This is a genomic window from Bradyrhizobium agreste (assembly GCF_016031625.1).
Taxonomy (GTDB): domain Bacteria; phylum Pseudomonadota; class Alphaproteobacteria; order Rhizobiales; family Xanthobacteraceae; genus Bradyrhizobium; species Bradyrhizobium agreste.
This window is the reverse complement of the sequence record NZ_JACCHP010000015.1, coordinates 193,057-219,217: the sequence shown is the minus strand read 5'-3', so window position 1 is coordinate 219,217 and position 26,161 is coordinate 193,057. Positions and strand designations below refer to the sequence as shown.

The following is a 26,161-nucleotide window of genomic DNA, read 5'->3' as shown; positions in this document are numbered from 1 at the left end:
CCCTTGAAAGTAAGGCTAAATTGCCTTACTTATCGGCCAGTGACAAGGAGACGCTTATGAGCACGCTGACTGTCACCGCAAAGGGGCAGGTTACGCTCCGGAAGGATCTGCTGGAACACCTTGGCGTGAATCCGGGTGACAAGATCTCAATACAGAAACTCCCGGGGGGACGGGTCGAAGTGAAAGCCGCACGACCCGACGGGAAGATCTCGGATGCCTTCGGCTTCCTGAAAGGAAAGACCAACAATCAATCGCTGTCGATCGAGGAAATGAACGAGGTCATCGCCGACGGCTGGGCCGGCAAGCGATGAAGATAACACCCGATACCAATGTTCTGGTGCGGGTTCTGGTTGGGGATCATGCTGAACAGAGCAAGGTGGCCGAAGCCCTTCTCAAGAGGGCAGAGCTCATAGCCATTTCGATCCCGGCATTATGTGAGCTGACCTGGGTTCTCTCTCGCGGCTACAAAACGTCGGCCGCCGATATCGCGGCTTCGATCCGGCACTTGATCGATGCCTCCAATACGGTCGTCGACCGGCCTGCGGCCGAAGCCGGATTGGCGTTTCTCGAGGCCGGGGGTGACTTTGCCGATGGCGTCATCGCCCACGAGGGAAGCTGGCTTGGAGCCGATACCTTCGTCTCTTTCGACAGGAGGGCCGTGAAACTGATCGAGGCAAGCGGCGGATTGGCGCGCTTGGCCGGAGGCACATGACGCCAGGACAATTCGCCGATACATTCGAATGTCGGTGATGAGCGGCGGACGGTGCTTCATGTCTCGATTGGTGCTGACGGCTATTGCGTTCCTCGGATGGTTGATGGCTCCTGCGCTGGCCCAGCAGCCGCTTCAACGCAGCGAATGCCTGGCGATGGCCAATGCGGAGCCGCGGGTCATGCCGGTGGTGTTCAGGCAGGCGGCAGCTGCGGCCGAGGTCGAGATCACCTATGCCGGCCATTCCACCTACTTCATCGACACGCCCGGCGGCTTGCGCATCGCGACCGATTATAGCGGCGCTTACCAGGTTGGGCGACTGCCCGATGTCGTCACCATGAATCGGGCGCACAGCACGCACTATTCGCTATATCCGGACAAACGAATTCCCCATGTGCTGCATGGCTGGGGCGAAGACGGCAAGCCGGCGATCGTGTCGCAGCGCATCAGCGACACCTTCATCCGCAACGTCACCACCGACATTCGCCGTTATTACGGCGACGATGCCGGCAGCGACATGATCCGCGACGGCAATTCCATTTTCATCTTCGAGGCGGCCGGCCTCTGCATCGGCCATCTCGGTCACCTGCACCACAAGCTCGACGACAGCCATTTCGCCCAGATCGGACGTCTCGACATCGTGATGGTGCCGATCGACGGCACCTATACCATGTCGCTCGACGGCATCTCCGAGATCACCAAGCGGCTGCGCGCCTCGGTGGTGCTGCCGATGCACCGCTTCGCCACCCCGCTCGACGACTTCATGCGCCGGATCGGACAGCAGTTCGAGATCGACCGGCGCATCGAGCGCTCGTTCCGGATGTCGCGGGATACGCTGCCGACGAAACCGACGGTGATCATCCTCGACGGGGTCTGAAGCGCAATTTTCTCCAAGCCGGCCATTGGCGGGTCATGCTGATCTCCCTGCAACAGGAGAGCGACATGAACGACTTTGCGCGACTATTGCACGCGGACGGACCCAATCCCGAGCACGCCGTAGCGCTCCAGCTTTACGGCCGCTTCGTCGGCGACTGGGACGCCGAGATCACCGCCCATGGACCGGACGGTAGGAGCCACACCGCGCCGGGCGAAATCCATTTCGGCTGGGTGCTGGAAGGCCGTGCGGTGCAGGACGTCTGGATCATTCCCCGGCCGGCGGGCAGCGCGGCCTTTCCGATCGCCGGCAATTGGTACGGCACGACGCTGCGCGTCTACGATCCGGCCATGGATGCGTGGCGGATTTCCTGGTTCGATCCGGGCCGCCGCGTGTTCCGGCAGCAGATCGGCCGTCCCCGTGGCGAGGATATCGTGCAGGAAGGCACGACCGAATCCGGCGAGCTGACGCGTTGGAGCTTTATCGAGATCACGAACGACTCCTTCCATTGGCTCGGCGAAGCAAAGTCGGCAGCAGCGCAGGATTGGCGGCTGATGGTGGAGGTCAGAGCGCGACGGCGCAGGCCATGAAGGTCGTCATGGAAACGAAAAGAGGGGCCGGGACCTTGATCCCGATCCCTCTTCGTCGTGGCCGCTGGGAAGCTCCTTGAAACCTTGGTGTCGGCTTAGCCGGCGCCCATCAACGAGGCCGGACGGCGCTCGCCGGTGGAGGCGAACATTTTCTTCAGCTTGTTGACGACGCGGATCAGGAAACCGATCATCACGGGATTGGTCTTGCGGCAGAAGGCGATCTTCTTGACGTGGCCTTCGACGTGCCATTTGGCATGCGCGCCGTCGCGGAAGAAGATGACGTCGCCGGGGCCGTAGCGCTTGGGCGGCATGCCGTCGCTCTCGAGCACGATCGATCCTTCCATGATCATGATCGTCTCGTCGATGTCGTAGTACCAGTTGAAGCGGCCTTCGGTGCAGTGCCAGATGATCGTCTGCGCAGTGCCGTCGGCGCTGGTCGACAGGACGCGGGAGCGGGATACCGGATTGCCCTCGATGATCCAGGACGGCTCGATCGGCCGCAGCTCGAGCTCCACATTGCAACTACCAATTTCAATCAATGCGCGCGACATCTGCTTCCCCAGGAGATATATAATATGAATGGCCGGGTCTCGGCCCGGATTGTTTCGAAAGAAGCTGGGACGCTAGTTGCCGGTTTTTAATTCTTTCTTACGCGGGGCCGGACAATCAGCCCTGAGTTGCAGCTGCGAAACGGTTAACGTCACGATTTCCTCTGCGAATTCGCACACATGAACCGATCCTGTCCGGGGTGCGACAAAGTGCGCAGTATTGGGAAGGAGCCGCACCGATGCCCCTCACGCCCGAAATTCTGACAGCCAACAGCGAGGCCATCGCCAGGCTCCGCAGTCTCGACGTCTCCTTCGCGCCGGACGAGGAGCCCTGGTTCACCGTCGACGGCGTCGACAGCCCGCGACACGTCGGCAGTGACGGCTCCGGCAGCGCGTTCGTGCTGCTGCCGTCGCAGAATGTACTCTATGTCTCATCGGAGGGCCGCGCGGGCATCATAGCGGAGAGCTTCGAAGCATTCATCCAGCTCGTCGTCGCCCGTCCCTACTGGCGCGACATCCTCAAATTCTCCGGGGGCGGCGACCTTGCAGAGATGCGGCGCGCGGCGGATGCGCTGGAGGCGACGCTCGATGATGACGACGAGGTCAACGAGGCCCGCGAGGAGATCCGCGGCGCGCTCGCGCTCACGGAGACGGACGATCCGGTCGGCGCGCTCTACGATGCGGTGGCGGCGTCCGACGCCATCGTGCGGGCGACCGACGGCAGCCCGTTCACGACACTATTCAACCGCTTCAGCATCGACAATAGCCCGACCCTGCGCAACGCGGCCGCGTGATGGGGACTGCCATAGTGTGAGGTTAGGAAAGACTGTCGGCAGAACGTCCACCTCTCCCCAGCGGGGAGAGGTGAAGCGCACCCCTCGGCTGCTACTTTGCCCATTCACCCTTGCGGAAAACGGGCACCTTGCTGCCGTCAGCCAAGATGCCGTCGATGTCGGTCTCGGCCGAGCCGATCATCCAGTCGATATGGATCAGGCTCTGGTTGCCGCCTTGGGCCGCGATCTGCTGCGGCGTGAGCTGGGCGCCGTTGACGAAGCATTTCGAATAGCACTGGCCGAGCGCGATGTGAGACGCGGCGTTCTCGTCGAACAGCGTGTTGTAGAACAACAGGCCGCTCTGCGAGATCGGCGAGGAATGCGGCACCAAAGCCACCTCGCCGAGGCGCCGCGCGCCCTCGTCAGTGTCGAGCACCTTGTTCAGCACCTCAGCGCCGCGCGAGGCCTTGGCGTCGACGATCTTGCCGTCCTCGAAGCGCACCACGATGTTGTCGATCAGCGTGCCCTGATAGGACAGCGGCTTGGAGCTCACGACATGGCCGTAGACGCGGCGGCAATGCGGCGTGGTGAAGACCTCTTCGGTCGGGATATTGGCGTTGCAGCTGATGCCGTTCTTGGAGAGCGAGGCGCCGCCTTCCCATTCGTGGCCGTCGGCAAGTCCGATAGTGAGATCGGTGCCGGGACCCGAGTATTGCAGCGCGCGGAAACGCTGGCCGTTGAGCCAGTTGGTGCGCTCACGCAGCACTGCATTGTGGCTCGCCCAATTGCTGATTGCGTCCTCGCGATCGACCCGGGAGGCCGCGAAAATCGCGTCTGCGAGCTTGCCGACCGCGACATCCTCGGGATCGCCAGGAAACACCAGCTTTGCCCAGGACGGGCTCGGATAGGCGATGATATTCCAGTTGGTGTCGAAATTGACGATCTTCTCCAGCGCGGGCTGATAAGCCATCGAATTGGCCTTGCTGGCGCGCGCCACCTTGGAAGGATCCTCACCCGACAGCAGCATCGGATTGTCGCCGACGATGGCGAGCCGTGCAGTGTTGTCCGAGAACGCCTTCGCCATGCCCTCGTAGAGCCAGCCGGCGGCACAATCGAAGCTGTTGTCGTGGCCGTGGCGGTAGCGCGCCAGCGTCATCTCCTCGTCCGAAAGGATCGGCGTCACGAGGCCGGCGCCGGCCTTGTAGGCGTGCACGGCGATCCGTCGCACCAGCGGCAGCGCGATCGCGGGCGCCGTCAGAAGCAGATCCTGTCCCGGCCGCAAGCCCAGGCCCACCTTCACCGCCACCTCGGCCAGCCGGTCGAGTTTTGCGGGATCGATGGGAGCGGCGGAATTGCGGTGATCAGTCATGCGGGTCCCTCTGCCGAAGTCTCTCGTTCAATCTAAGTCTAGCATCGCTAGGTGCAAGTGCGCGAGCACCTTGCGACACCGAGAAGATACGCAGTTTTGCGCATTTTGGTTTTCAACGCGTCGCCGATGCCAGCACCCGGTCGACCATGGCAGGCGCGAGCCCGAGGTAATTTTTCGGTGAGGTGAGCGCCTCGATTGTGGCGCGATCGATGCGGCTCGATATCCGTGAATCTGCGGATAGCGCATCAGCAAGGCTCATTCCCTTCTCGTTGGCCTGACGGCAGGCGTCGTAGACGACGTCGTGCGCCTCCTGCCGGCCGATCTGCGGGGCGAGGCCCATCATGACCGCTTCGGCCACAATCAGGCCACGGCTGATGGCGAGATTGTCGTTCATCTTCGCCACGTCCACGATGAGGCCTGCGAGCGCGAACTTCGCCTGGTGCAGCGCGCCGGCGGTCAGCACGAAGCTTTCGGGGATTGCCATCCATTCCGCGTGCCAGGGGCCGGTGGCACGCTCGAAATCCTGCACCATGGCGTCGAGCATGAGGCCGGCGTGCTGTCGCACGGCCTTGGACGCTGCAAGCATCAGCTCCGAGGAGATCGGGTTGCGCTTCTGCGGCATGGTCGAGGAGGCGCCGCGCCCCTTGACGAAAGGCTCATAGACCTCGGCGAACTCGGTCGAGGCCATGACCATGATGTCGAGCGCGATCTTGCCGAGAGAGCCGGTGACGAGAGCAAGGAAGTTCACGGCTTCGGCGAAGCCGTCGCGCGCGACGTGCCAGGTCGAGGCGGGAATGCCGAGCTTCAGCTCGGTGCAGAGCGCTTCCTGCACCTCGAACCCGTTATCGCCGAGCGAAGCCAGCGTGCCGGCGGCACCTGCGAACTGGCCGACCAGCACGCGTGGCTTCAGCTGCGCCAGCCGCTCGGCGTGGCGATCGAACATCGCGAGCCAGATCGCGGTCTTGTAGCCGAAGGTCACCGGCAGCGCCTGTTGCAGATGGGTGCGGCCGGCCATCGCCGTGTCGCGATGGCGCTTCGTCAGATCGGCAAGGATCTTGCGCAGCTCGGCGATGTCGCGTTCGACGATCTCGAGCGCGGCGCGCAGCTGCAGCACCACGGCGGTGTCCATGATGTCCTGCGTGGTCGCGCCCCAATGCACGTAGCGGCCCGCTTCGCCGCATTGCTTCACCATCTGATGCACCAAAGGCAGGATCGGGTAGCCGACGACATCGGTCTCCTTCCTGAGCAGATCGAAATCGAGCGCGCCGATGTCGGTCCGCGCCGCGATCGCCGCGGCCGCCTCCTGTGGGATCACACCGCACTTCGCCTCCGCCTTCGCCAGCGCCACCTCGACCTCGGCATAGCGTGCCACCGTCGCGACGTCTGAGAACACCTCGCGCATCTCAGGCGTGCCGAAGGCGTCGCGAAACAGCAGGGAATCGAGCACAGTGGTGGCGGCGGGGAAAGCAGGCATGGCGCTTCTTTATGATTGGTGTTTTGTCTGGGCGACAGCTTACGCAGGCCGCGCAGCTCGGCAATGGACATTCGCAGCTTCGCCACACATTCGGCCTGCCCGGCAAGCGTGCCCCGACCGCAACATTCCAGCTGCGGATGTATTCCCCTCGGAAAACCACATGGCTGCCATCACGCGATTGCGATGAACCAAACACCCCGCTCGGCAGACACACGGTCTTTCGACCGAAATTTCATTTGTCTGTTTGCCCGATTTCGAATGAGCCCTGAGTTTTCGACGTGCAGTTTCTGTTCCGGGACCACTTTCTCGACACTGACCGGCGCGAGCTGAGCCGCGAGCAGGTTCCTATTGCCGTGGAACCGCAGGTTTTCGACCTCGTCGTCCACCTCATGCAGAACCGCGACCGGGTCGTTAGCAAGGACGAGCTGATCGACAAAATCTGGCACGGGCGCAGCGTCTCCGAATCCACCCTGACCAGCCGGATCAACGCGGCGCGCAAGGCGATCGGCGACGATGGGGCGAGCCAGTCGCTGATCCGCACCATCACCCGCAAGGGTTTTCGCTTCGTCGGCGACGTCCGGACACAAATCGGCGCGGTCGCGCCGGAGCCGGTCCGGATCGCCCCGTCCCAGGCGACCTTCGCGCTGCCGGAGCGGCCCGCGATCGCCGTGCTGCCCTTCACCAATATGAGCGGCGAGGTCCAGCAGGATTATTTCTCCGACGGTATCAGCGAGGACATCATCACGGCGCTGTCGAAGCTGCGCTGGTTCTTCGTCATCGCGCGCAACTCCTCCTTCGTCTACAAGGGCCGCGCCGTGCACATCCACGAGGTCGCGCGGGAGCTCGGGGTGCGCTACGTGGTCGAAGGCAGCGTGCGGCGGAGCGGCGAGCGGGTGCGCATCTCGGCCCAGCTCAACGACGTCTCGACCGGCAGCCATCTCTGGGCCGAACGCTACGACCGCGAGCTCGCCGACATCTTCGCCGTGCAGGACGAGATCACGGAAGCGATCGTCGCCGCCATCGAGCCGCAGCTCTATGCCGCCGAGAGCTTCCGGGCCCAGCAGAAGCCACCGGGCAGCCTGGATGCATGGGACCTCGTGATGCGCGCGCTGTCGCAATATTGGCGCATCACTCGCGAGGACAATGCCGCCGCGCAAAAGCTGCTGGAAGAAGCCGTCGCGATCGATCCCGCCTATGGCAAGGCGCTCGGCCTGCTCGCCACCAGCCATATCTTCGGCGCGCATATGGGCTGGTCCGACATGGCAGCCACGGTGCCGGTCGCCGAACGTGCGGCGCTCGCGGCGGTGGAGGCCGATCGCGAGGATGCCTGGGCCCATCACGGCCTTGCTTACACCTATCTGTTCCGTCGCCGCTTCGACGATGCGCTGGCCGAATTCGAGCTGGCTTTGAGGCTCAATCCGAACTTCGCGATGGCGCATGCCTTTCACGGCGTGACGCTGTGCTATGCCGGACGTTGGCAGGACGGCGATGCCGCCGCCCGCCGCGCGCTGCGGCTGAGCCCGCGCGACCCGCTCGCGGCGATCTATTGCGGCGTTGCCGCCTATGCCCGGTTCGTCGGCCGCGACTACGCGGGTGCCGTGCAGATGGCTCGGGAATCGATGCGCCAGCGTGGAGATTTCGTCGGCGCCCACCGCGTGTTGACGGCCGCCGCCGGCATGCTCGGCGATCGCGCCCTCGCGGCATCCGCCCTGGAACGCCTGCGCCGCGCCCAGCCCGAGGTCTCGCTTGCCTGGATCACGCGCGAATTGCCGATGCTGCGGGAAGAAGATCGTGCGCATTATCTCGAGGGGCTGCGGCGCGCCGGAATGACGTGACGGTCGCTGGAGCGACTGCTCCGCTTGATCCCGCGTCAGGTGCTAATCGTCGTCCGGCCCGAACAGCTTGATCTGCGGGAAGCCGCCGCGCGGCCGGCCCGCATAATCGCGCGCATCGGAATCCTCGCGGATGTTGCGCGCGACGTCATCCCAATCGGTGCGGTCGCGCATGCCGCGCGGCTCGCGGGACTCGTAATAATGGCGGCGCTCGGCCCAGCGTTCGCGGCGCTCGGCTCGGCGTCGTTCGGACGCAGCGCGCTTCACATCGGAATCCCTCGCCTTGGCATAGGCGTTGTTCGGTGAGGACGACGGCTCGGTCGAGGCCTGCTGCTCGGCAGGCTTTGCGGCCTGTGGCGCAGCGGCGGGCTTGGGCGGCTCGACTGCGGCGGCTTGCGAGGGCTGCGGCGCCGGTGCGGCATTCGCCGGCGTGGTTTGCGTGTCGGGTTTTGCGGCTTCAGGCTTTGCTTCGGCCTGCGCAGGCGCGGCCATCATCGCGCCAAAGGCTTGCGAGCCGGTTAGATAGTTCACGCGCTCGGAGGGAGCGTTGGTGCTCGCCGGCGTGGGAATTACCGTGCGCTGCGCCATCTTGCTGGTGTCCGGCCCCTGCTTGGACGCAACCGGATTCATGATGTTGCCGGCAACGATGCCGCCACCGAGACCAATGGCGATGGCCGCGATGATGGTTCCGGCACCGACAAAATAGGCTGTCGAGGCACGCATTCATCCACTCCCTCTTTCGGAGCGGGCAACGCCTGGGGATTGCCGGATGTTCCTGATAAGCCGCGGCTCCTCAACGAGGAACCGCGTGCGTCAGATCTGCTGCGCGACTTTCTCGAGCCCGATGAGGCGGGCGAGCTTGCGCACTTCTTCCTTCTGGTCGTCGCGAAGCTGGAACAACAGCGGCATCGCGGCCGACTTCAACTGCTGCACCTCGTCGCAATTCGGATCGATCTGCGCGCTGGGCGGCGCATTCGGATTCGACAGCCTGTTCGCCTGGATCCTGCGGGCGACGTTGCGCAGCGCGGTCTCGACCGAGGGCCAGTAATATTCCTGAGACGAGGAGAGTTTCAGGCGATCCCTGATGCCCGCGATCTGCACGTCGGACAGCAGCGAATAGGATTTTTGCGGCTGCGGCTTGGCGACGACTTTCGGCTTGGCCGGAACCTCGACGGCCGGAATCTCGGTTGCGGCGGGCGCCTCGTGCGCGCTCGGCTTCGGCATCGGGAAATCGGACGGCGTGGCGGCGGCGAAGGCCTGACGCAGCGGCTCGGTCAGGACCGGCGCCTGCGCCAGCTTTTCCGGGGCCACCTGGACCGGCTCGATCGCGGCCGAGGCGAGCGCGAGCGTCGGAACCAGACGGTCGGCCTTGGCGGCGCGGTTGGTTGCAAGCGGCTTAGGCGGGGGCGTCTCGGTGATCATCTCGGCGCTGACACTGGGAACGCTGTCGCGGCCGAGGATGGCGGTGGTGGCGGCGCCGAGGACGAGGAAACAGGTCAGCGCGACGATGGTGATGGCTTTGGACAAACGTCTCTCCGCGTCCGACTTCAAGTCCACGTGATCACTGCCCGGAAACTGGGCGATAATTAAGGCTGAACCGTGCCGTTGCGGCGGCAATCGCGCGGACTACGGCGACATCGCCCGGAAACCCCAACGAAATCAGGCCGCTGCCGCGAGGTCATAGGCGTCCTGGATGTCGGCGACGATCTCCGAGGCTTCCCAGACCGCACGCGGCTCGACCGATTGCAGCGTCACTGTCCAATTGCCGCCGCGGCGGGTCCGGGGGACGCCGACGATGTCGAAACGGACGTTGCGGCACAATGGGTGGCGGGCCAGCGCATGGGCGACGCGGACGCGGATCTCGTCCATGGTCGCAGCCGTTTTGCCGTTGAGAAAATTGAAGTCCATCGCCTGTCCCTCTCGTCCTGATTGGCGGCCGTGAAGGGGATTCTTGGCTGGCGATGGTTAATCCGCGGTTAAATGGGTGGGCCGGAGGCATGCGGGATCAACCGTGCCTGATGCACCGGCGCCTCCTCTCCCTCGCCCCGTTCTTACGGGGAGAGGCAAAGCAGCCTACCGCCCACCCGCCTCGCGATATTCCGCGATGGTCTGCGCAACGAGATCCTCGACCGCGAGCACACCGGTGACACCCGAGGTCGAATGTCCGCCGCTCCAGATGTCGCGCCAGCGTTTGGGACGGCTTTCGCGCGCGGCGACGTCGATATCCTCGGTGATATCGATTGCGCCGCGCGCCGGCAGATCGTCGGGATCGAGCCCGGCGGCCACGATCGATGGCCTCAGCATGCTGGTCTGCAAGCCCGTGAACGCGGTCGTGAGCAAAATATCGTCGGCGCTGCTCTCGACCAGCATCTGCTTGTGACGCTCGTCCGCCATACTCTCGCGCGTCGCGATGAACTTCGTGCCCATATAGGCGAGATCGCAGCCGAGCACGTCGGCGGCACGCAGTGCGCGACCGTCGCTGATACCGCCTGCGAGCACGATGATGCCGTCGTAGAACGCGCGCACCGCGCGGACGAAGGCGAACGGGTTGAGCCAGCCGGTCTGGCCGCCGGCACCGGCGGTGAGCAGCACCAGCCCGTCCGCCCCCGCTTCCGCGGCGCGTTCGGCATGGCGGATCGAGGCCACGTCCGCCAGCACCAGCACGCCGGCATCGTGCAGCGGCTTCAAAACTGGCGCCGGCGAGCCGACCGACGTGATGACGATCTCCGGCTCGTGCCGCAGCAGCACGGCCAGATCCTGCTCCAGCCGCGCATTGGAGCGGTGGACGATCAGGTTCGGGCAAAGTGGCGCTGCCTTTCGCCCGGTTTGATCTTCATGCTGCCGCAGCCGCAGCTTGATTTCGGTGAGCCACGCTTCGAGCTGTTCCGCGCCACGGCAATTCGCGGTGGGGAAGCTGCCGATCACCCCGTTGCGGCAGGCTGCGACCATGAGCTCGACGCCCGATACCAGAAACATCGGCGCCGCGATCAGCGGCAGAGCGAGTCGATCGCGGAAGCGTTGCAGTCGATCCGATGGCATGCATGCCTCCCTCGCGGGGGCTTTGTGGTTTCCTCCCGCAGTCTCTGTGCTAGCGTCGTCAGCAACATTGGCACGCCACAAGCCGGTGACAAAGACGAGGAAACATATGTCTGATCCGCTCCACGCATCATCCCTGGCTTGTGCGCAGACGCTACGGGCGCTGTCGCGCTATCCCGACCGCATTGCTTTCGCCTGGCCCGGGGGATCGCTGAGCTATCGCGGCGCCATCGACCTGATCGGCCGCATCCAAGGCGCGTTCATGCGGCTCGGCTTGCAGCCCGGCGCCCGCGTCGGCTTCCTCACCGCGAACCGCGCGGACAGCTGGTGCGCGGGCGTTGCCGCCCAATTGGCCCGCCTCTGCATCACCTGGCTGCATCCTCTGGGATCGCTGGAGGACCAGCTGTTTCAGCTCGAGGATTCCGAAGCCGAGTTGCTGGTGGTGGATGCGGCCGCCTTCCGCGACCGCGGCGGCGAGCTCGCCGCGCGAGCGCCCCGACTAAAGGCGGTCTTCACCATGGGATCGGCCGACTACGGTGTCGATCTGCTGGCGGGGATCGAGAGCGCGGGACATGCCAGCGCGCGAAACCTCGCCAGCCTCGACGATCTCTCGACGCTGAACTACACCGGCGGCACCACCGGAAAATCCAAGGGCGCGCTGCGCTACCATCGCGAGAACAGCGGAGCCGCCGGCGCGATCCTCGCCGATTTCGAGATCCCCGAGGCTGCGCGCTACCTCACGGTCGCGCCGATCAGCCATGTCGCGGGCACGAAGGTGCTGCCGACCCTGATGCGCGGCGGCACCGTGCACATGCTGAAAGGCTTCGATCCCGAAGCCGTGCTTGCCACGATCGAACGCGAGCGCATCAATTTCACGCTGTTCGTTCCGACCATGATCTATGTGCTGCTCGATCAGCCCGCGCTCGGCAAGACCGACCTTTCCTCGCTCGAGCTCGTGCTCTATGGCGCCTCCGCGATGTCGCCGAGCCGGCTGCTGGAGGGCATCGAACGCATCGGCCCTGTGTTCTCGCAGCTCTACGGACAGACCGAATGCTATCCCGTCTCGGTGCTGCGCAAGGCCGATCACGATCCCAAGCGGCCAGAACTGTTCCTGTCCTGCGGCTTCCCGATCGCGGCCTGCGAGGTCAAGATCCTCGACGACAACGACCAGGAGGTGAAGACGGGCGAGGCCGGCGAGATCTGCGTGCGCGCGCCGCATGTGATGGCGGAGTACTGGAAGCGGCCCGACATCACCGCCGAGACGCTGAAGAACGGCTGGGTCCACACCGGCGACATCGCGCGCCAGGACGAGCGCGGCTACATGTTCATCCTCGACCGCAAGAAGGACATGATCGTCACCGGCGGCTTCAACATCTTCCCGCGCGAGGTCGAGGACGTGCTGTCGCAGCACGCGGACGTGGCGATGGTCGCGGTCGTCGGCATTCCCGACGAGAAATGGGGCGAGGCCGTCACCGCCATCGTCGTCCCGCGCGAAGGGGCGAAGCCCGATCCGGACGAGCTGATCAACCTGGTGAAGGTGCGAAAGGGCTCGGCGCATGCGCCCAAGCAGATCCAGTTCGTCAAGCAATTGCCGATGACCGGCGTCGGCAAGGTCGACAAGGTGCTGCGCGCGGGCTTCTGGAGCGGGCGGGACCGGATGGTGGGGTAAATACTCCGGAATTCTACGGTGTCGTTGTTGCTTCGGCACCACAGCCCGCAACGGAGTCGACGGCGGCGATGCTCGCGCAATTGCCGGCGAATCGGGGAATCAACTAGACCGCTGACGGGGCTGGGGAAGCGGAGAGTGAAATGAGAGTCGCTTCCCTGGAAAGTGCGGTCGCCGCGATCACGTTGATCACGGCCATCATCGTGGTGCTGTGGGGGATCAAGATCTTCTACGGTGTGTGAACTGGCAGGATGCCCTGGTCGAACACGACCTTGCATCCCTTCCGCGGCGGCGGAAGCCTGCCGTTCAATCCCGCGATGCGCGAGGTGGCTCTCGCACGATCGGTGTCACGGACTTCGCGCCTCTCACCGCTTTTCGATCACGAGGCTCTGCACCGCGCGGCCGAAATAGCCCTGGCGGTCGGCAAGGCGCGACATTGCAAGGCCCGCGCCGTCGGGGCCGATCCAGGAATCGCCGTCGAGCAGGATCCACTCGCCCACCGGCTGGCGCGCAAAGCTCACGGTGAGGTCGGCGTTGATATAGGTCCAGGCGCGAAAGTCGAGCGTGGAGGCGGTGCCGTTGGAGAAGTCGGCGGCGACCACGGCGCGCATCGCCTGCGAGACGGCCTCGCCTTCGATCAGCGGATGGTCGACGCGAAACCAGATCGCGCCGGCGCCGGCCCGGCCGAAACGGCCGCGCGCGGCGCGCATCGAGACCGATCGCACGAACGGGCTGGTGGCTGCGTGACCGTCCTCGAACAATGAATCCTCCGGCAAAGGCAACGTGACCGGCAACTCCTCGACCTCGTCCGGCAGCGTCAGCGCCTGGCGCCTGATCTTGAGCACAGTGGCGCCGACCACCTGCACACCGTCGGCGAGCAGCTTGATCCCGCAGAGCTGGATCTTGCGGCCCTCGCGCAAAATTTCGGTCGTGATCGTGAGCGGCGCCACCGGCACCGGGCGCATCAGATCGATGGTCACGCGCGCGACGTCCATCGGCACCGGCGTCGCGATGCGCTCAGCCGCCCACGTCACCAGCGACGCCGGTGCCGAGCCATGCTGCATGCGCCGATCCCAGGGGCCGGCTGCATCGGGGCTGGTGACGACGTTGTTGCCGTCGACGCGGTAGATGGCGGTCATGCTGCACTCGATTCAAGTGCGATCACAAAGGCGGATCGATCGCTTCGTCGTATTCCTTCTTGAAGCGCGCGATCAGCTCGGCCGCCGGCACGATCTTGTCGATGCTGCCGATGCCCTGGCCGCTTCCCCAGATCTCCTTCCAGGCCTTCGGCTTGGCGCGCTCGCCGGAGGCGTCGGTGCCGAAATTCATCTTGGAGGGATCGGACGTCGGCAGATTATCGGGGTCCATGCCTGCGGCCAGGATCGAGGGCTTCAGATAATTGCCGTGCACGCCGGTGAAGAGATTGGAATAGACGACGTCGTCGGCGCTCGAGCCCGCGATCATCTCCTTGTACTTCTCGACCGCGTTGGCCTCCTTGGTCGCGATGAAGGCCGAGCCGATATAGGCGAAGTCGGCCCCCAAGATGCGCGCGGCGCGGATCGCCTTGCCGTTGCCGATCGCACCCGACAGCGCGATCGGACCGTCGAACCATTTTCGTGTCTCGGCCACGAAGGCCAGCGGCGAGATGGTGCCGGCATGCCCGCCGGCGCCGGCCGCGACCAGGATCAGGCCGTCGGCGCCCTTCTCGATCGCCTTGTGCGCGAATTTCTGGTTGATCACGTCGTGGAAGACGATGCCGCCCCAGCCGTGGACGGCCTGGTTCAGCTCCTCGCGAGCGCCGAGCGAGGAAATGATCATCGGCACCTTGTACTTGGCGCAGAGCTGCATGTCGTGATCGAGCCGGTTGTTCGACTTGTGCACGATCTGGTTCACCGCGAACGGCGCCGAGGGCCGGTCGGGATTGGCGCGGTCATAGGCCGCGAGCTCTTCGGTGATCCGCGCCAGCCATTCTTCGAGCAGCTCCGGCGGCCGCGCATTCAGCGCCGGAAACGAGCCGACCACACCCGCCTTGCACTGCGCGATCACCAGATCGGGCACCGAGATGATGAAGAGCGGCGAGCCGATCACGGGGATCGACAGGCGTCCCTTGAACAAGTCAGGCATGGACATTGCGGAACGATCCTCTTCTGGCGGTCAAATTGAAGCTGGGAGCCATACCAACAAGGCAATCTTTCCACTGTCAAGTATTGCGTTTGGGCGCCGCAGCGAAGGTCGCCACCGCAATTCCAAGCAGCGGAATTCCTTCTGCCGTCATTCCGGGGCGCGCGAAGCGCGAGCCCGGAATCCATTTCACTATTTGCGCTGAGGCCCGATGGATTCCGGGTTCGACGCTGCGCGTCGCCCCGGAATGACGAGAGAGACCGGCGCCTACCCGATCAAATCCGGATTGATCAGCCGCTCGAACGAGAACATCTCGTCCCACTTCTCCTGCGTCAGCAGCTTGCGTTCGACCACGACGATCTGGTGCAGCGACTTGCCGCTCTTGTAGCCTTCGCGCGCGATCTCGGCGCATTGCTTGTAGCCGAGCAGCGGCTTCAGCACCGTGACGATGCCGAGCGAGTTCAGCACCATGTTGCGGGTGTGCTCCTCGTTGGCGGTGATGCCGACGACGCAGTTCTCGCGCAGGCTGTTGACCGCGCGCTCCATGGTGCGGATCGAGAAGAACAACGCGAACGAGATCACCGGCTCCATCACGTTGAGCTGGAGCTGGCCGGCGCTAGCCGCCAGCGTCACCGTGGTATCGAGGCCGATGACGAGGAAGCTGGTCTGGTTGACGACTTCGGGAATGACCGGATTGACCTTGCCGGGCATGATCGAGGAGCCCGGCTGAAGCTGCGGCAGGTTGATCTCGTTCAAGCCCGCGCGCGGACCGGAGGCGAGCAGGCGGATGTCGTTGCAGATTTTCGTCAGCTTGCTGGCCGTGCGCTTGAGAACGCCGGAGAGCTGCACATAGGCGCCGGTGTCGGAGGTCGCCTCGACGAGATCGCCGGCGAGGATGAAATCAACGCCGGTGAGCGCGCTGAGGTGCCGGACGGCGAGCTTGGGATAACCGACCGCCGCCGTGACGGAGGTGCCGATCGCGGTGGCGCCGAGATTGATCTCGCGCAGCAGCGCGCGCGCTTCCGAGATGCGATCGACTTCCTCGCCGATCGTGGTGCCCCAGCCCCGGAATTCCGCGCCGAGCGACATCGGCACCGCGTCCTGAAGATGCGTGCGGCCCATCTTCAGCACCCGGTCGAACTCGCGACCCTTGGCGAAGAAGGCTTCCTGGAGCTGGCGCAACGCGGTCATGTAGCTCTCGAGCCGCAGGATCAGGGCCAGCCGAAAGGCAGTCGGGTAGGTGTCGTTGGTGGACTGGCCGTAATTGACGTGATCGTTCGGACTGACGTGCTGGTACTCGCCCTTGGCTAAGCCGAGCGATTCCAGCGCGAGGTTCGCGATCACCTCGTTGGCGTTCATGTTGGTCGACGTGCCGGCGCCGCCCTGGATGAAGTCGGTGACGAACTGATCCATCATGTCGCCGGCGATGACGCGGTCGCAGCCGAGGATGATGGCGTCCGCGACCTTGGCGTCGATCGCGCCGAGGTCGCGATTGGCCATCGCGGCGGCCTTCTTGACGTAACCGAGCGCCTTCACGAAGTAAGGCTCCTGGTTCATCGGAATGCCGGTGATGTGGAAGTTCTCCTTACCCCGGATGGTCTGGACGCCGTAATAGATGTCGTCGGCAATCTCACGCTGTCCGAGGAAGTCCTGCTCCGTACGGCTCATGGGCACTCCTTGTTGCTCGCGCGCCGGCCTTCAGTTCTGGCACAGCGCGCTGGTCACGAAAGTGTCGGTGCGGCAGTCGTCCGGTTTCCTTTGCCGGCCCGGGATCAGGACCTTGGCCGAGCATTTTTCCGCGGAGTCGGCGTTCAGGCTCTTGCCTTCCTTGTAGCCCCTGCCCTGGCAGAGCTGGTCGGCCGCCTGCTTGCAGTCGGGTGCGCCGTTCGCAGAGACCGGGCAGATCACGCGCCCCGACACCATGGTCGAAGGCTTGGCCAGCCGCGACAGCTCGTCCATGGTTTCACTGGGGCTTTTGATCGGCGGCAGGATCGAAGGCAGCTTGTCGAATAGCTTGCCCATCTCGTTGATCAGCCCGGAATTCTCCTCGCGCGCCGGCGGCGCCGATGGGGCGGGCGTCGATGGCGGCGGGGTGGCTTGCGCCCCCTGCTGCTGAAGCCCGAGCGCCGGCGGGGCGGATTGCGGCCAGGCCGTCCCGCCGGCCGCGAGCAGGAGCAACAGCGCTGCCGACATCAGCGTGCCAAGCCGTGCGGCCGGATTGCCGGATCGAACCATCATGACCGCAACCGTAGCCGAAGCCGGCGCGGCGGCAAAGCCGCCGGCCCTAGATCAGCTTGACCGCGATGATGAAGCCGAGCACCAGCACCGCGGCCCCGATCGCGACCCAGAGGCCGAGATGCTTCTCGATCCGGACCCGGATCCAATCGCCATAGCGGTTGAGCAGGATCGCGACGACGAAGAAGCGCCCGCCGCGCGCGACGATCGAGCACAGGATGAACAGGATGATGTTGTAGCCGGCGAAGCCCGAGGTGATGGTGACGAGCTTGTAGGGGATCGGCGTCAGTCCCTTGAGCAGGATGATGACGGCACCCCATTCCGCATAGGAGGCGCGGAAGGCCTCGACCTTGTCGCCGAGGCCGTAGACCTGGATCAGCCATTGGCCGACCGAGTCGAACAGCAGCGCGCCGATGGCATAGCCGACGATGCCGCCGATCACCGAGGTGATGGTACAGATCGTTGCATAGACCCAGGCGCGCTGCGGGCGTGCCAGGGACATCGGGATCAGCATCACATCCGGCGGGACCGGAAAGAAGGAGCTTTCGGCGAAAGACACGATGCCCATGATCCAGAGCGCGTAGGGCTTGTGGGCGGCGTCGATGCACCAGTCGTAGATACGTTTCAGCATGGCGCCGCGATGAAGCACCATGGGACGGATTTGTCCATCGCCAGTTTTTGAGCGATTTGTGACGTTTCTAGTGGCGCTTGCGCGCGCCGCGGCCGTCAAGCGCGACAATAGGCCGCCGCGAGGCGATACGCGGTGACGCGACTTTGGGCAATTTCGCCGGCGACTTCGGCAGTTTCTCGGCAATTCCGAGCATGTCCTCCCGCCGCGTCATTTCCCGCCAGACGTCCTCGGGGCGTACTCCGGCCGAAGCCCACAGCACGGTGAGATTGTAGAGCAGGTCGGCGCTTTCCCGGATCACGGCCTCGCTATCGCCATTGACCGCATCGATGACGACTTCGATGGCCTCCTCGGCCAGCTTCTTTGCCATTTTTGAGGGCCCACGCTGAAACAGCCGGGCCGTGCGCGATGTTGCCGGATCGAGGTCCCTGGCCGCGAGCACAGCCAGATATAGCCGCTCTAGCGAATCACTCATGATACGCGAAACTACTCTAAACAAATGGCCGGCGTGTTAACACGCGACAAGATAAGCAAAAAACAAGCCGCCGCGGCAAGCGCGGCGGCCTGTTCGCCGATGAGTATCGCCGATCGGTCAATAGCAGCTGTAGCCGGAATAGCCGTGGGCGCAGGGGTTTTTGTAGCCGCCATAGGTGTAGCGGCGGCCCGAGTCGTAATAATAGGGGCCATAGCCGGGGCCGCTGTAATAGGCCGGGCCGCCCTCGTAATAGTAAACCGGACCCGGATCATAGGCGTAGGCATCGCGGCTGGCTGCGATCGCGAGGCCGGTCGCGGCCAGGCCGAATATCGCGGCAGCAGCGGCGGCGCCGCCACCGCCATGCCAATGGCGACCGCCCGCGTAGGAGGCGCTGGGTGCAGCGGCAGTCAGGGCCACCACGGCGGCGGTGGCAAGAACGGCCTTGCGGCCGACGAACTTCGAAAAGCTGTCAAACATGATCTGGACCCTCCTTGGGACCTCGGATTGTGCCTGACGACAGGCTGATGTCTGTCAAACACTCGCCACCAAAGTAGGTTCCCCAACCCCAACACAAGCTGAACGGGGTTGCGTAACGATGCCGCAAGCCCGCTCATCCGCCGTTCATGTTGGCGCGTGCACGCTCATCGCGGGCCGGCGCTGCAAGCGTCACGAAACCATAACAATGCGGGACCGGCACAACCGATGTCCGGACTCAAGACGATCGCTCTTCACGGCCTGCTGGCCCTTGCTATCGCGTTCGTCGCATTGACCGCGCGCGAGGCCATTGCGGCCGAGAGCGGCACTCCCTCGACTGCCATCCACTTCACCTTCGACCGTCCCATCGATGCGAGCATGGCGCCGTTCTTCCTTGCGGCAAAGGACGGCAGGTTCGGCGCCGAGCATCTCAATGTGTCCTTCAACAGCGCGAGCGGATCGCCGGAGGCGCTCGCGCGCGTCGCCAAAGGCGACAGCGAGCTTGCGCTGGTCGACATCAACGAGCTGATGCGTTTTCGCGACAAGGACGAGGCGGCGCCGGTCAAGGCCGTGTTCGTGCTGTTCGACCGCGCGCCTTACGCGATCGTCGCGCGCAGGAGCCGCGGTATCCGTCTCCTGCCCGACCTCGACGGCAAGACCGTCGGCGTTGCCGACGGCGATCTGTCGATGCGGCTGTGGCCGGCGCTGGCGCAGCAGAACGGCATCAAGGCATCGCAGGTCAAATTCCACAAGATCAGTGCCGCGGTGCGCGAGCCGATCCTGTCCGCGGGACAGGTCGATGCGGTCGCCGGCTTCAGTTATCTCTCGGCGGTGAACCTGCGCGACCGCGGCGTGCCCGAAGCCGATCTCGTCGTGCTGCGCTATGCGGACTACGGCTGCGAAGCCTATGGCTTTGCCGTGGTGGCCAACACCGCCTTCGCCGCGTTGAAGCCGGATGCCGTGAAGGGCTTCGTCCGCGCCTTGATCGCAGGCATCACCGCGACGATCAGGGAGCCGGCGCGTGCGGCGGAGGAGGCCGCGAGCCGCATCGACGACGGCGACCGCAACCTGGAGCTGGAGCGCCTGCACACCGTCCTTACCGACAACATCCTGACCGCCGAGGTCAAGCGCAACGGCCTCGGCGGCGTCGAGCCGGCGCGCCTGGAACGTTCGATCGATCAGATCGCGCGGGACTTCAAATTCCGCAGACGGCCGACGGCTCGCGAGGTTTTCGACGACCAGTTCCTGCCGCCGCTGGCAGAGCGGCTGATCAATTGAGCAAAACTGAAAGCTTGCGCTGTATCTCGCGGCGGTCCCTGCTTAGAATGTGGGCTCCGTCGTTACCGAGTCCACCGCCCGCATGTCCATCCTCCGTCTCTACACCCGCGTTCTCGAGCTGCTCGGCAAGGAGGCGCGGCTGGGCTGGCTGCTCGCGGTCGCCAACCTCCTGCTGGCGGGATCGCAGTTCGCCGAGCCCGTGCTGTTCGGCCGGATCGTCGACGTGCTCTCGGGCAAGACCGTGGCCGGCTCGAGCTCGGCCTGGCCTTTCCTCGCCGCCTGGGTTGCATTCGGACTGTTCACCATCCTCTGCAGCGCGCTGGTGGCCTTGCAGGCCGACCGGCTCTCGCATCGCCAGCGCCAGGCGGTGCTGACGGACTATTTCGAGCACATCCTGCAACTGCCGTTGACCTTCCACTCCGGCACCCATTCTGGGCGGCTGATGAAGGTCATGCTCAACGGCACGGACGCGCTGTGGCGGCTGTGGCTCGGTTTCTTCCGCGAGCATTTTGCCGCGATCCTTTCGGTCCTGGTGCTGCTGCCGCTGTCGCTCTACCTGAACTGGCGGCTGGCGATCCTCTTGTTCGTGCTCTGCATCGTCTTCACTGGCCTGACCACCTTCGTGGTGCGCAGGACCTTCGGCATGCAGATGGAAGTCGAGGAGCACTACAGCGAGCTTTCCGCCCGCGCCTCCGATGCGCTCGGCAATGTCGCGCTGGTGCAGAGCTTCGTCCGCGTCGAATCCGAGGTGAAGGGACTGCGCTCCGTCGCCGACGAGCTGCTGGCAGCGCAGATGCCGGTGTTATCGTGGTGGGCGCTGGTCACGGTGATCACGCGCGCCTCCACCACCATCACGGTGCTCACGATCTTCACCGTAGGTATCGCGCTGCACGACAAGGGGCTGACATCGGTCGGCGAAATCGTGATGTTCGTGAGCTTCGCGACGATGCTGATCCAGAGGCTCGAACAAGTCGTGAGCTTCATCAACGACGTGTTCATGGAGGCGCCGCGTCTGCGCGAGTTCTTCAATGTGCTCGACGCCGTGCCCGCGGTGCACGACCGGCCCGACGCAATCGATGCCGGCAGGCTGTCGGGCCTCGTCGAGTTCAACGACGTCACGTTCTCTTATGACGGCAAGCGACCGGCGATCGAGGACCTCACCTTCACCGCGCTGCCCGGCCAGACCATTGCGCTGGTCGGCCCGACCGGGGCCGGCAAGTCGACCGCGATCGCGCTCTTGCATCGCGCCTTCGATCCACAATCCGGCGTCATCAAGATCGACGGCATGGACGTGCGCGGCGTCACGCTGACCTCGCTCCGTCGCAACATCGGCGTGGTGTTCCAGGAAGCGCTGCTGTTCAACCGCTCGATCGAGGAGAACTTACGCGTCGGCAAGCCGGATGCGACCGAAGCCGAGATGCGCAAGGCTGCCGAGCGCGCCCAGGCGCTCGACTTCATCGAACGCAGCGGCGGCTTCGCGACCAATGCCGGCGAGCGCGGCCGCATGCTCTCCGGCGGCGAGCGGCAGCGGCTGTCGATCGCCCGCGCCCTGCTGAAGGACCCGCCGATCCTGATCCTGGACGAGGCGACCTCTGCGCTGGACGCCGTCACCGAGGTCAAGCTGAATGCTGCTCTCGACGAAGTGATGAGGGGCCGCACCACCTTCGTGATCGCCCATCGCCTCTCCACCATCCGCAACGCGACGCGGATCCTGGTGTTCGAGAATGGACGGGTGATCGAAACCGGAACTTTCGATGAACTCGTGGCCAAAGGCGGCCATTTTGCCGGGATGGCCAAGGCCCAGTTCATGGTGCAGGAGAACGCACGGGCCAGCGTGACGGCCGCCGAGGCTGCAGCGACAGCTGCCAAATCCCCCTAACAAGTCCCGAGAGGATCGTCGAAATTCGGCCTACTTCGTTGCGGAATACCGCGGCCAGCCCCCTATTCTCGACGCACCAGCCGGTATAGGTTTGCGACGCCGCAAGCGGCGGCGCTGGATTTCAGAACCGACATCAGATCACGAGACCCGACCCTATCAGGCGGATCTCCAAGGACCGGAATCGGATAGTGCACGCCCTTCGCCCGCTGCTTCGCAAATGCCTGTTCAACCTGTTCGCTGCGATGCTCGCCTGTGCCGCGTTGCTCGCGCCGCGCGCGGCGAGTGCCGAAGCGCTCCTGCTGATCGAGGCCGACAGCGGCAAGGTGTTGCAGGCCGAAAACGCGACCATTCCCTGGTACCCGGCCTCCGTCACCAAGATCATGACCGCCTATGTGACGCTGAAGGCGGTCAAGGACGGCAGGCTGACGCTCGACACGCTGCTCACCGTGTCGCCGACCGCGGCCTCGCAATCGCCCTCGAAGATGGGGTTCCGCCCGGGAACGCAGGTCACTGTCGACAACGCGCTGAAGATGATGATGGTCAAGTCGGCGAACGACATGGCCGTGGTGCTCGCCGAGGGCGTGGGCGGCTCGGTCGACGGCTTCTCCGCGGTGATGAACGACACCGCGAGGAAGCTCGGCATGACGCAGACGAGCTACGTCAATCCGAACGGCCTGCCCGCCGAAGGCCAGATCACCTCGGCACGCGACCTCGGCATCTTGGCGCGCTCGTTCCTGCGCGACCTGCCAGAATACGAGTACTTCGTGCACATCCCGGCAATCCGCTTCGGCAAGCGCATCACCGGTAATTTCAACAAGCTGATCGGCCGCTATCCCGGCGCCGACGGGTTCAAGACCGGCTTCATCTGCGCCTCCGGCTACAATCTCGTTGCCTCGGCCACGCGCAACGGCCGCCGGCTGATCGCGGTGGTGCTCGGTGCCAATTCCGGCACCGCGCGCGCGGTGAAGGCGGCGCAGCTGCTGGAGCGCGGCTTCGCCCAGGACAATCTCACCTGGCTGCGCCCCTCGCTCGGCACCGTCGACAATCTCGTGCCGGTCGACGCCACGCCGCCGAACCTGCGCGACGAGATGTGCGGACCCAACCGCAAGCGGCCGGCCAGCGACGACGACGATGCGCTCGTTGCGGCCAATGGCGGCGCGACCGGATCGGCCTCCGCCACCGGCGGCGCGGCCCAGGTCACCTTCTTCACGGCTGGCCTGCAGCCGCCGCTGATGAAGGCTTCGGAGCTGATGGCCTCGGCCCCGGCCCCGACCGAACCCGTGCTGGTCTACACCGGCCCGACCCGCACCGGCACGGCTCTGATCGCCGCGGTCGCGGCCGATGCCGACCAGCAGGCCGCGTCCAAGCCGCGTGGCAAGAAGTCGCGCGTCGCCAAGAAGCCGGATGCCGCCGACAAGCCTAAGGATGGAAACAAGGAGGGCACCGGTACGAAGACCGCGGCGGCGAAGCCCGATGCCAAGCAGGCTGACAGCAAGGGCGACGGCAAGACCGCCGCCAAACCGGCCGCTGCCAAGCCGGCCGGCGCCAAGCATGCTGCGGCCAAGCCGGATGCGGCCAAACCTGCCGAGAAGCCTGCAAGCGGCGATCAGGCGGCGAAGCCCGTCAAGCCCAAGGCTGCGACCAAACCGGCAGCGGCCACCAAGCCGGCGAACAACAGTTAACGCCTCCCGGAATTGAGCCAGGCGGCGCTTCGCGCCTGCAGCAGCGCGTTTTGCGACGATTCCAGTAGCGACGCCCCGACCTTTGCCCTAAGCCACCATGGCTTGCCACCCGTTCCGGCAAGCTGGATACTGGCGGCAACGAGGCAAGCCCGAGAACAACGGGCCCTGGTCAATGAGGGGAGTCTTCCATGGAGCGCATCTGGCTCAAGCAATATCCGCCCGGCGTGCCCGCCGATATCGAGCCGACGCAATACGCATCGCTGGTCGACCTGCTGGAAGAGAGCTTTACCAAGTTCGCCGACCGCAAGGCGTTCATCTGCATGGACAAGTCGATCAGCTATCGCGACCTCGACCAGATGTCGGTTGCGCTCGCCGCTTACTTGCAGGGCCGCGGGCTGCAGCGCGGCGCCCGTGTGGCCATCATGATGCCGAACGTGCTGCAATATCCGGTCGCAACCGCCGCCGTGCTGCGCGCCGGTTTCGCGGTGGTCAACGTTAACCCCCTCTATACCCCGCGCGAGCTTGAGCACCAGCTCAAGGATTCCGGCGCCGAAGCCATCATCGTGCTGGAGAACTTCGCCCACACCGTCGAGCAGGTGATCGCGAGAACGCAGGTGAAGCACGTCATCGTCGCCAGCATGGGCGACCTGCTCGGCTTCAAGGGCGTAATCGTCAACCTTGTCGTCCGCCGGGTCAAGAAGATGGTACCGGCCTGGTCGCTGCCGGGCTCGGTCTCCTTCAACGACGCGCTATCCGCCGGCCGCGGCATGACCTTCAACAAGCCAAAACTGTCGCCGGGTGACGTCGCTTTCCTGCAATATACCGGCGGCACCACCGGCGTCTCCAAGGGCGCCACGCTGCTTCATCGCAACATCGTCGCGAACGTCCTGCAGAACGATGCCTGGCTGCAGCCGGCGCTCAATGCGCCGCCGCATGTCGAGCAGCTCATGATCGTCTGCGCGCTGCCGCTCTATCACATCTTCGCGCTGACGGCCTGTTATCTGCTGGCGGTGCGCGCCGGCGGCTGCAACCTGCTGATCCCGAACCCGCGCGATATCGCAGGTTTCGTCAAGGAGCTGGCGAAGTATCAGGTCAACAGCTTCCCGGCCGTGAACACGCTCTACAACGGCTTGATGCACCATCCCGACTTCAAGAAGCTCGACTTCTCCAAGCTGAAGATCTCCAACGGCGGCGGCATGGCGGTGCAGCGCCCCGTGGCCGATCAATGGAAGGCGATCACCGGCTGCTTCATCGCCGAGGGCTACGGCCTGTCGGAGACCTCGCCGACGCTGACCTGCAATCCGGCGACGGCAACCGAGTTCACGGGAACGATCGGCATCCCCGTGCCGTCGACCTACATCTCGATCCGGGACGACGACGGCAACGAGGTCCCGCTCGGCCAGGCGGGCGAGATCTGCGCCAAGGGCCCGCAGGTGATGTCCGGCTACTGGAACAGGCCGGAGGAGACCGCCAAGGTGATGACCGCGGACGGTTTCTTCCGCACCGGCGACATCGGCATCATGGACGAGAAGGGCTACACCAAGATCGTCGATCGCAAGAAGGACATGATCCTGGTCTCCGGCTTCAACGTCTATCCGAACGAAGTCGAGGAAGTCATCGCGAGCCATCCGGGCGTGCTCGAATGCGCGGTGATCGGCATCCCCGATTCCAAGTCGGGCGAAGCGGTGAAGGCCTTCGTGGTCAAGAAGGACCCGAACCTCACTGCGGACGCCGTGATCAAGTTCTGTCACGAGCAGCTCACCGGCTACAAGGTGCCCAAGCACGTCGAATTCCGCAACGATCTGCCGAAGACCAATGTCGGCAAGATCCTGCGCCGGCAGCTCCGCGACGAGAAGAAGGCGGAGGCGGCGTAGGCCATCTCGGTTTCATGACCGATATCGGCGATACCTGTCCGGCCGGCATTCTCAACTTCTGGCGCGAGGCCGGCCGCGAGCGCTGGTACGAGCCCGACGACGCATTCGATGCGGAGATCAGGCGCCGCTTTCTCCCCCTCTGGCAGAAGGCGGCCGCCGGCGAGCTGGCGTCATGGGAAGACAGCGACACGGGCACGCTCGCGCTCGTCATCGTGCTTGACCAGTTTCCCCGCAACATGTTCCGCGGCACACCCCAGGCCTTTGCCAGCGACGGCCTGGCGCGTGACGTTGCCCGCCGCGCCATCGACCGAGGCGTCGATGGCAGGGTCGATCCGGCCCTGCTCGAATTCCTTTATTTGCCCTTCATGCATTCGGAGCACCTGACGGATCAGCTGCGATGCGTCGCGCTGTTTCAGAACACCGACAATGCCGAAAGCCTGAAATACGCGAGGGAGCATGCCGAGATCATTCAGCGGTTCGGCCGGTTTCCCCACCGCAACCGCGTGCTCGGCCGCGACACCACCGAGGAAGAGCAGGCCTTCCTCGACAATGGCGGCTTCGCCGGCTGATGACATAACGGTGAAACGCCGCCGGCCGCTCGGCTTCCGGGGCCGGCAATATTGTGCAGGCCTGCCGCACGGTCT

At 64.8% G+C, this 26,161-nt stretch carries 26 protein-coding genes; 12 read left to right on the top strand and 14 right to left on the bottom strand.

All coding sequences use genetic code 11. The features are described 5' to 3' along the window. The first annotated feature begins 56 nt into the window (after window positions 1-56). The 4 genes from HZZ13_RS22700 to HZZ13_RS22685 all read left to right on the top strand — a co-directional run bounded on the left by HZZ13_RS22700 (window position 57) and on the right by HZZ13_RS22685 (window position 2,173). Window positions 57-311 carry an AbrB/MazE/SpoVT family DNA-binding domain-containing protein gene (locus HZZ13_RS22700; protein ID WP_197961749.1) on the top strand — a complete coding sequence of 85 codons (255 nt, stop codon included), beginning with the start codon at window positions 57-59 and terminating at the stop codon, window positions 309-311. Next, complete coding sequence (locus HZZ13_RS22695; RefSeq protein WP_197961748.1) at window positions 308-712, top strand: type II toxin-antitoxin system VapC family toxin; 405 nt, start codon at window positions 308-310, stop codon at window positions 710-712. The genes HZZ13_RS22700 and HZZ13_RS22695 overlap by 4 nt, the downstream gene beginning before the upstream one ends. A 58-nt stretch (window positions 713-770) precedes the next feature. Further along, window positions 771-1,586, top strand: a complete 816-nt coding sequence (locus HZZ13_RS22690) for an MBL fold metallo-hydrolase (protein ID WP_197961747.1) — start codon at window positions 771-773, stop codon at window positions 1,584-1,586. Between the two features lie 65 nt (window positions 1,587-1,651). Beyond that, a complete protein-coding gene (locus tag HZZ13_RS22685) occupies window positions 1,652-2,173 on the top strand; it encodes a hypothetical protein (RefSeq protein WP_197961746.1) in 522 nt (173 codons plus the stop codon). A 95-nt stretch (window positions 2,174-2,268) separates the two neighbouring features. On the opposite strand, the gene HZZ13_RS22680 is transcribed toward HZZ13_RS22685, so the two are convergent. Continuing rightward, a complete protein-coding gene (locus tag HZZ13_RS22680) occupies window positions 2,269-2,724 on the bottom strand; it encodes a cupin domain-containing protein (protein WP_197961745.1) in 456 nt (151 codons plus the stop codon). 236 nt (window positions 2,725-2,960) lie between these two features. Between HZZ13_RS22680 and HZZ13_RS22675 the strand changes: the two genes are divergently transcribed. Further along, window positions 2,961-3,515 (top strand): hypothetical protein, encoded by a 555-nt coding sequence (locus tag HZZ13_RS22675; RefSeq protein WP_197961744.1) that lies wholly within the window; start codon window positions 2,961-2,963, stop codon window positions 3,513-3,515. 91 nt (window positions 3,516-3,606) lie between these two features. On the opposite strand, the gene HZZ13_RS22670 is transcribed toward HZZ13_RS22675, so the two are convergent. Continuing rightward, window positions 3,607-4,863 (bottom strand): aminopeptidase, encoded by a 1,257-nt coding sequence (locus HZZ13_RS22670; protein WP_197961743.1) that lies wholly within the window; start codon window positions 4,861-4,863, stop codon window positions 3,607-3,609. A gap of 112 nt (window positions 4,864-4,975) precedes the next feature. Then, window positions 4,976-6,337 carry a 3-carboxy-cis,cis-muconate cycloisomerase gene (gene pcaB / locus HZZ13_RS22665; protein ID WP_197961742.1) on the bottom strand — a complete coding sequence of 454 codons (1,362 nt, stop codon included), beginning with the start codon at window positions 6,335-6,337 and terminating at the stop codon, window positions 4,976-4,978. Between the two features lie 278 nt (window positions 6,338-6,615). On the opposite strand from pcaB, the gene HZZ13_RS22660 reads away from it, so the two are divergent. Continuing rightward, window positions 6,616-8,172 carry a winged helix-turn-helix domain-containing tetratricopeptide repeat protein gene (locus HZZ13_RS22660; protein ID WP_197961741.1) on the top strand — a complete coding sequence of 519 codons (1,557 nt, stop codon included), beginning with the start codon at window positions 6,616-6,618 and terminating at the stop codon, window positions 8,170-8,172. Window positions 8,173-8,214: 42 nt separating this feature from the next. Here HZZ13_RS22660 and HZZ13_RS22655 read toward each other — a convergent pair whose 3' ends face one another. The 4 genes from HZZ13_RS22655 to HZZ13_RS22640 form a co-directional block, all read right to left on the bottom strand. Next, a complete protein-coding gene (locus HZZ13_RS22655) occupies window positions 8,215-8,892 on the bottom strand; it encodes a hypothetical protein (protein ID WP_197961740.1) in 678 nt (225 codons plus the stop codon). A 90-nt stretch (window positions 8,893-8,982) separates the two neighbouring features. After that, a complete protein-coding gene (locus HZZ13_RS22650) occupies window positions 8,983-9,696 on the bottom strand; it encodes a hypothetical protein (RefSeq protein WP_197961739.1) in 714 nt (237 codons plus the stop codon). A gap of 132 nt (window positions 9,697-9,828) precedes the next feature. Then, on the bottom strand, window positions 9,829-10,077 hold the full coding sequence (locus HZZ13_RS22645) for a hypothetical protein (RefSeq protein WP_197961738.1): 249 nt from the start codon (window positions 10,075-10,077) through the stop codon (window positions 9,829-9,831). Between the two features lie 165 nt (window positions 10,078-10,242). Continuing rightward, window positions 10,243-11,208: an NAD(P)H-dependent flavin oxidoreductase gene (locus tag HZZ13_RS22640; protein ID WP_197961737.1), complete on the bottom strand. Its 966-nt coding sequence runs from the start codon at window positions 11,206-11,208 to the stop codon at window positions 10,243-10,245. Between the two features lie 106 nt (window positions 11,209-11,314). On the opposite strand from HZZ13_RS22640, the gene HZZ13_RS22635 reads away from it, so the two are divergent. Next, the gene (locus HZZ13_RS22635) at window positions 11,315-12,874 is read left to right on the top strand and encodes an AMP-binding protein (protein ID WP_197961736.1); all 1,560 of its coding nucleotides are present in this window, start codon (window positions 11,315-11,317) and stop codon (window positions 12,872-12,874) included. A gap of 362 nt (window positions 12,875-13,236) precedes the next feature. Here the strand turns inward: HZZ13_RS22635 and HZZ13_RS22630 are convergent, their stop codons facing one another. The 7 genes from HZZ13_RS22630 to HZZ13_RS22600 all read right to left on the bottom strand — a co-directional run bounded on the left by HZZ13_RS22630 (window position 13,237) and on the right by HZZ13_RS22600 (window position 18,807). Continuing rightward, on the bottom strand, window positions 13,237-14,010 hold the full coding sequence (locus tag HZZ13_RS22630) for a thioesterase family protein (RefSeq protein WP_197961735.1): 774 nt from the start codon (window positions 14,008-14,010) through the stop codon (window positions 13,237-13,239). Window positions 14,011-14,032: 22 nt separating this feature from the next. After that, window positions 14,033-15,001 (bottom strand): NAD(P)H-dependent flavin oxidoreductase, encoded by a 969-nt coding sequence (locus HZZ13_RS22625; RefSeq protein WP_197961734.1) that lies wholly within the window; start codon window positions 14,999-15,001, stop codon window positions 14,033-14,035. Window positions 15,002-15,259: 258 nt separating this feature from the next. Further along, a complete protein-coding gene (locus tag HZZ13_RS22620) occupies window positions 15,260-16,660 on the bottom strand; it encodes an aspartate ammonia-lyase (protein ID WP_197961733.1) in 1,401 nt (466 codons plus the stop codon). A gap of 30 nt (window positions 16,661-16,690) precedes the next feature. Next, complete coding sequence (locus HZZ13_RS22615; RefSeq protein WP_197961732.1) at window positions 16,691-17,230, bottom strand: hypothetical protein; 540 nt, start codon at window positions 17,228-17,230, stop codon at window positions 16,691-16,693. A gap of 46 nt (window positions 17,231-17,276) precedes the next feature. Next, entirely contained in the window at window positions 17,277-17,879 is a 603-nt protein-coding gene (locus HZZ13_RS22610; RefSeq protein ID WP_197961731.1) for a YqaA family protein, read from the bottom strand. Window positions 17,880-17,925: 46 nt separating this feature from the next. Further along, window positions 17,926-18,330: a phosphoribosyl-ATP diphosphatase gene (gene hisE, locus HZZ13_RS22605; protein WP_197961730.1), complete on the bottom strand. Its 405-nt coding sequence runs from the start codon at window positions 18,328-18,330 to the stop codon at window positions 17,926-17,928. A gap of 117 nt (window positions 18,331-18,447) precedes the next feature. Then, the gene (locus HZZ13_RS22600) at window positions 18,448-18,807 is read right to left on the bottom strand and encodes a hypothetical protein (RefSeq protein WP_197961729.1); all 360 of its coding nucleotides are present in this window, start codon (window positions 18,805-18,807) and stop codon (window positions 18,448-18,450) included. Window positions 18,808-19,032: 225 nt separating this feature from the next. On the opposite strand from HZZ13_RS22600, the gene HZZ13_RS22595 reads away from it, so the two are divergent. The 5 genes from HZZ13_RS22595 (at window position 19,033) to HZZ13_RS22575 (ending at window position 26,086) form a co-directional block, all read left to right on the top strand. Beyond that, complete coding sequence (locus tag HZZ13_RS22595; protein WP_197961728.1) at window positions 19,033-20,082, top strand: ABC transporter substrate-binding protein; 1,050 nt, start codon at window positions 19,033-19,035, stop codon at window positions 20,080-20,082. An 82-nt stretch (window positions 20,083-20,164) separates the two neighbouring features. Then, window positions 20,165-21,961: a glucan ABC transporter ATP-binding protein/ permease gene (locus HZZ13_RS22590; RefSeq protein ID WP_197961727.1), complete on the top strand. Its 1,797-nt coding sequence runs from the start codon at window positions 20,165-20,167 to the stop codon at window positions 21,959-21,961. Window positions 21,962-22,149: 188 nt separating this feature from the next. Further along, window positions 22,150-23,643, top strand: coding sequence for a D-alanyl-D-alanine carboxypeptidase family protein (locus tag HZZ13_RS22585; protein WP_197961726.1), 1,494 nt, complete (start codon window positions 22,150-22,152; stop codon window positions 23,641-23,643). A gap of 188 nt (window positions 23,644-23,831) precedes the next feature. Further along, a complete protein-coding gene (locus HZZ13_RS22580) occupies window positions 23,832-25,517 on the top strand; it encodes a long-chain fatty acid--CoA ligase (RefSeq protein ID WP_197961725.1) in 1,686 nt (561 codons plus the stop codon). 14 nt (window positions 25,518-25,531) lie between these two features. Then, the gene (locus HZZ13_RS22575) at window positions 25,532-26,086 is read left to right on the top strand and encodes a DUF924 family protein (RefSeq protein ID WP_197961724.1); all 555 of its coding nucleotides are present in this window, start codon (window positions 25,532-25,534) and stop codon (window positions 26,084-26,086) included. Window positions 26,087-26,161: the final 75 nt, after the last annotated feature.

What these genes read in the sequence shown, in the direction of transcription:
- HZZ13_RS22700 (WP_197961749.1), top strand. Translation starts at nt 57, where the DNA reads ATGAGCACGCTGACTGTCACCGCAAAGGGGCAGGTTACGCTCCGGAAG.
- HZZ13_RS22695 (WP_197961748.1), top strand. Translation starts at nt 308, where the DNA reads ATGAAGATAACACCCGATACCAATGTTCTGGTGCGGGTTCTGGTTGGG.
- HZZ13_RS22690 (WP_197961747.1), top strand. Translation starts at nt 771, where the DNA reads ATGTCTCGATTGGTGCTGACGGCTATTGCGTTCCTCGGATGGTTGATG.
- HZZ13_RS22685 (WP_197961746.1), top strand. Translation starts at nt 1,652, where the DNA reads ATGAACGACTTTGCGCGACTATTGCACGCGGACGGACCCAATCCCGAG.
- HZZ13_RS22680 (WP_197961745.1), bottom strand. Translation starts at nt 2,724, where the DNA reads ATGTCGCGCGCATTGATTGAAATTGGTAGTTGCAATGTGGAGCTCGAG.
- HZZ13_RS22675 (WP_197961744.1), top strand. Translation starts at nt 2,961, where the DNA reads ATGCCCCTCACGCCCGAAATTCTGACAGCCAACAGCGAGGCCATCGCC.
- HZZ13_RS22670 (WP_197961743.1), bottom strand. Translation starts at nt 4,863, where the DNA reads ATGACTGATCACCGCAATTCCGCCGCTCCCATCGATCCCGCAAAACTC.
- pcaB (WP_197961742.1), bottom strand. Translation starts at nt 6,337, where the DNA reads ATGCCTGCTTTCCCCGCCGCCACCACTGTGCTCGATTCCCTGCTGTTT.
- HZZ13_RS22655 (WP_197961740.1), bottom strand. Translation starts at nt 8,892, where the DNA reads ATGCGTGCCTCGACAGCCTATTTTGTCGGTGCCGGAACCATCATCGCG.
- HZZ13_RS22645 (WP_197961738.1), bottom strand. Translation starts at nt 10,077, where the DNA reads ATGGACTTCAATTTTCTCAACGGCAAAACGGCTGCGACCATGGACGAG.
- HZZ13_RS22640 (WP_197961737.1), bottom strand. Translation starts at nt 11,208, where the DNA reads ATGCCATCGGATCGACTGCAACGCTTCCGCGATCGACTCGCTCTGCCG.
- HZZ13_RS22635 (WP_197961736.1), top strand. Translation starts at nt 11,315, where the DNA reads ATGTCTGATCCGCTCCACGCATCATCCCTGGCTTGTGCGCAGACGCTA.
- HZZ13_RS22630 (WP_197961735.1), bottom strand. Translation starts at nt 14,010, where the DNA reads ATGACCGCCATCTACCGCGTCGACGGCAACAACGTCGTCACCAGCCCC.
- HZZ13_RS22625 (WP_197961734.1), bottom strand. Translation starts at nt 15,001, where the DNA reads ATGTCCATGCCTGACTTGTTCAAGGGACGCCTGTCGATCCCCGTGATC.
- HZZ13_RS22620 (WP_197961733.1), bottom strand. Translation starts at nt 16,660, where the DNA reads ATGAGCCGTACGGAGCAGGACTTCCTCGGACAGCGTGAGATTGCCGAC.
- HZZ13_RS22615 (WP_197961732.1), bottom strand. Translation starts at nt 17,230, where the DNA reads ATGATGGTTCGATCCGGCAATCCGGCCGCACGGCTTGGCACGCTGATG.
- HZZ13_RS22610 (WP_197961731.1), bottom strand. Translation starts at nt 17,879, where the DNA reads ATGGTGCTTCATCGCGGCGCCATGCTGAAACGTATCTACGACTGGTGC.
- hisE (WP_197961730.1), bottom strand. Translation starts at nt 18,330, where the DNA reads ATGAGTGATTCGCTAGAGCGGCTATATCTGGCTGTGCTCGCGGCCAGG.
- HZZ13_RS22600 (WP_197961729.1), bottom strand. Translation starts at nt 18,807, where the DNA reads ATGTTTGACAGCTTTTCGAAGTTCGTCGGCCGCAAGGCCGTTCTTGCC.
- HZZ13_RS22595 (WP_197961728.1), top strand. Translation starts at nt 19,033, where the DNA reads ATGTCCGGACTCAAGACGATCGCTCTTCACGGCCTGCTGGCCCTTGCT.
- HZZ13_RS22590 (WP_197961727.1), top strand. Translation starts at nt 20,165, where the DNA reads ATGTCCATCCTCCGTCTCTACACCCGCGTTCTCGAGCTGCTCGGCAAG.
- HZZ13_RS22580 (WP_197961725.1), top strand. Translation starts at nt 23,832, where the DNA reads ATGGAGCGCATCTGGCTCAAGCAATATCCGCCCGGCGTGCCCGCCGAT.
- HZZ13_RS22575 (WP_197961724.1), top strand. Translation starts at nt 25,532, where the DNA reads ATGACCGATATCGGCGATACCTGTCCGGCCGGCATTCTCAACTTCTGG.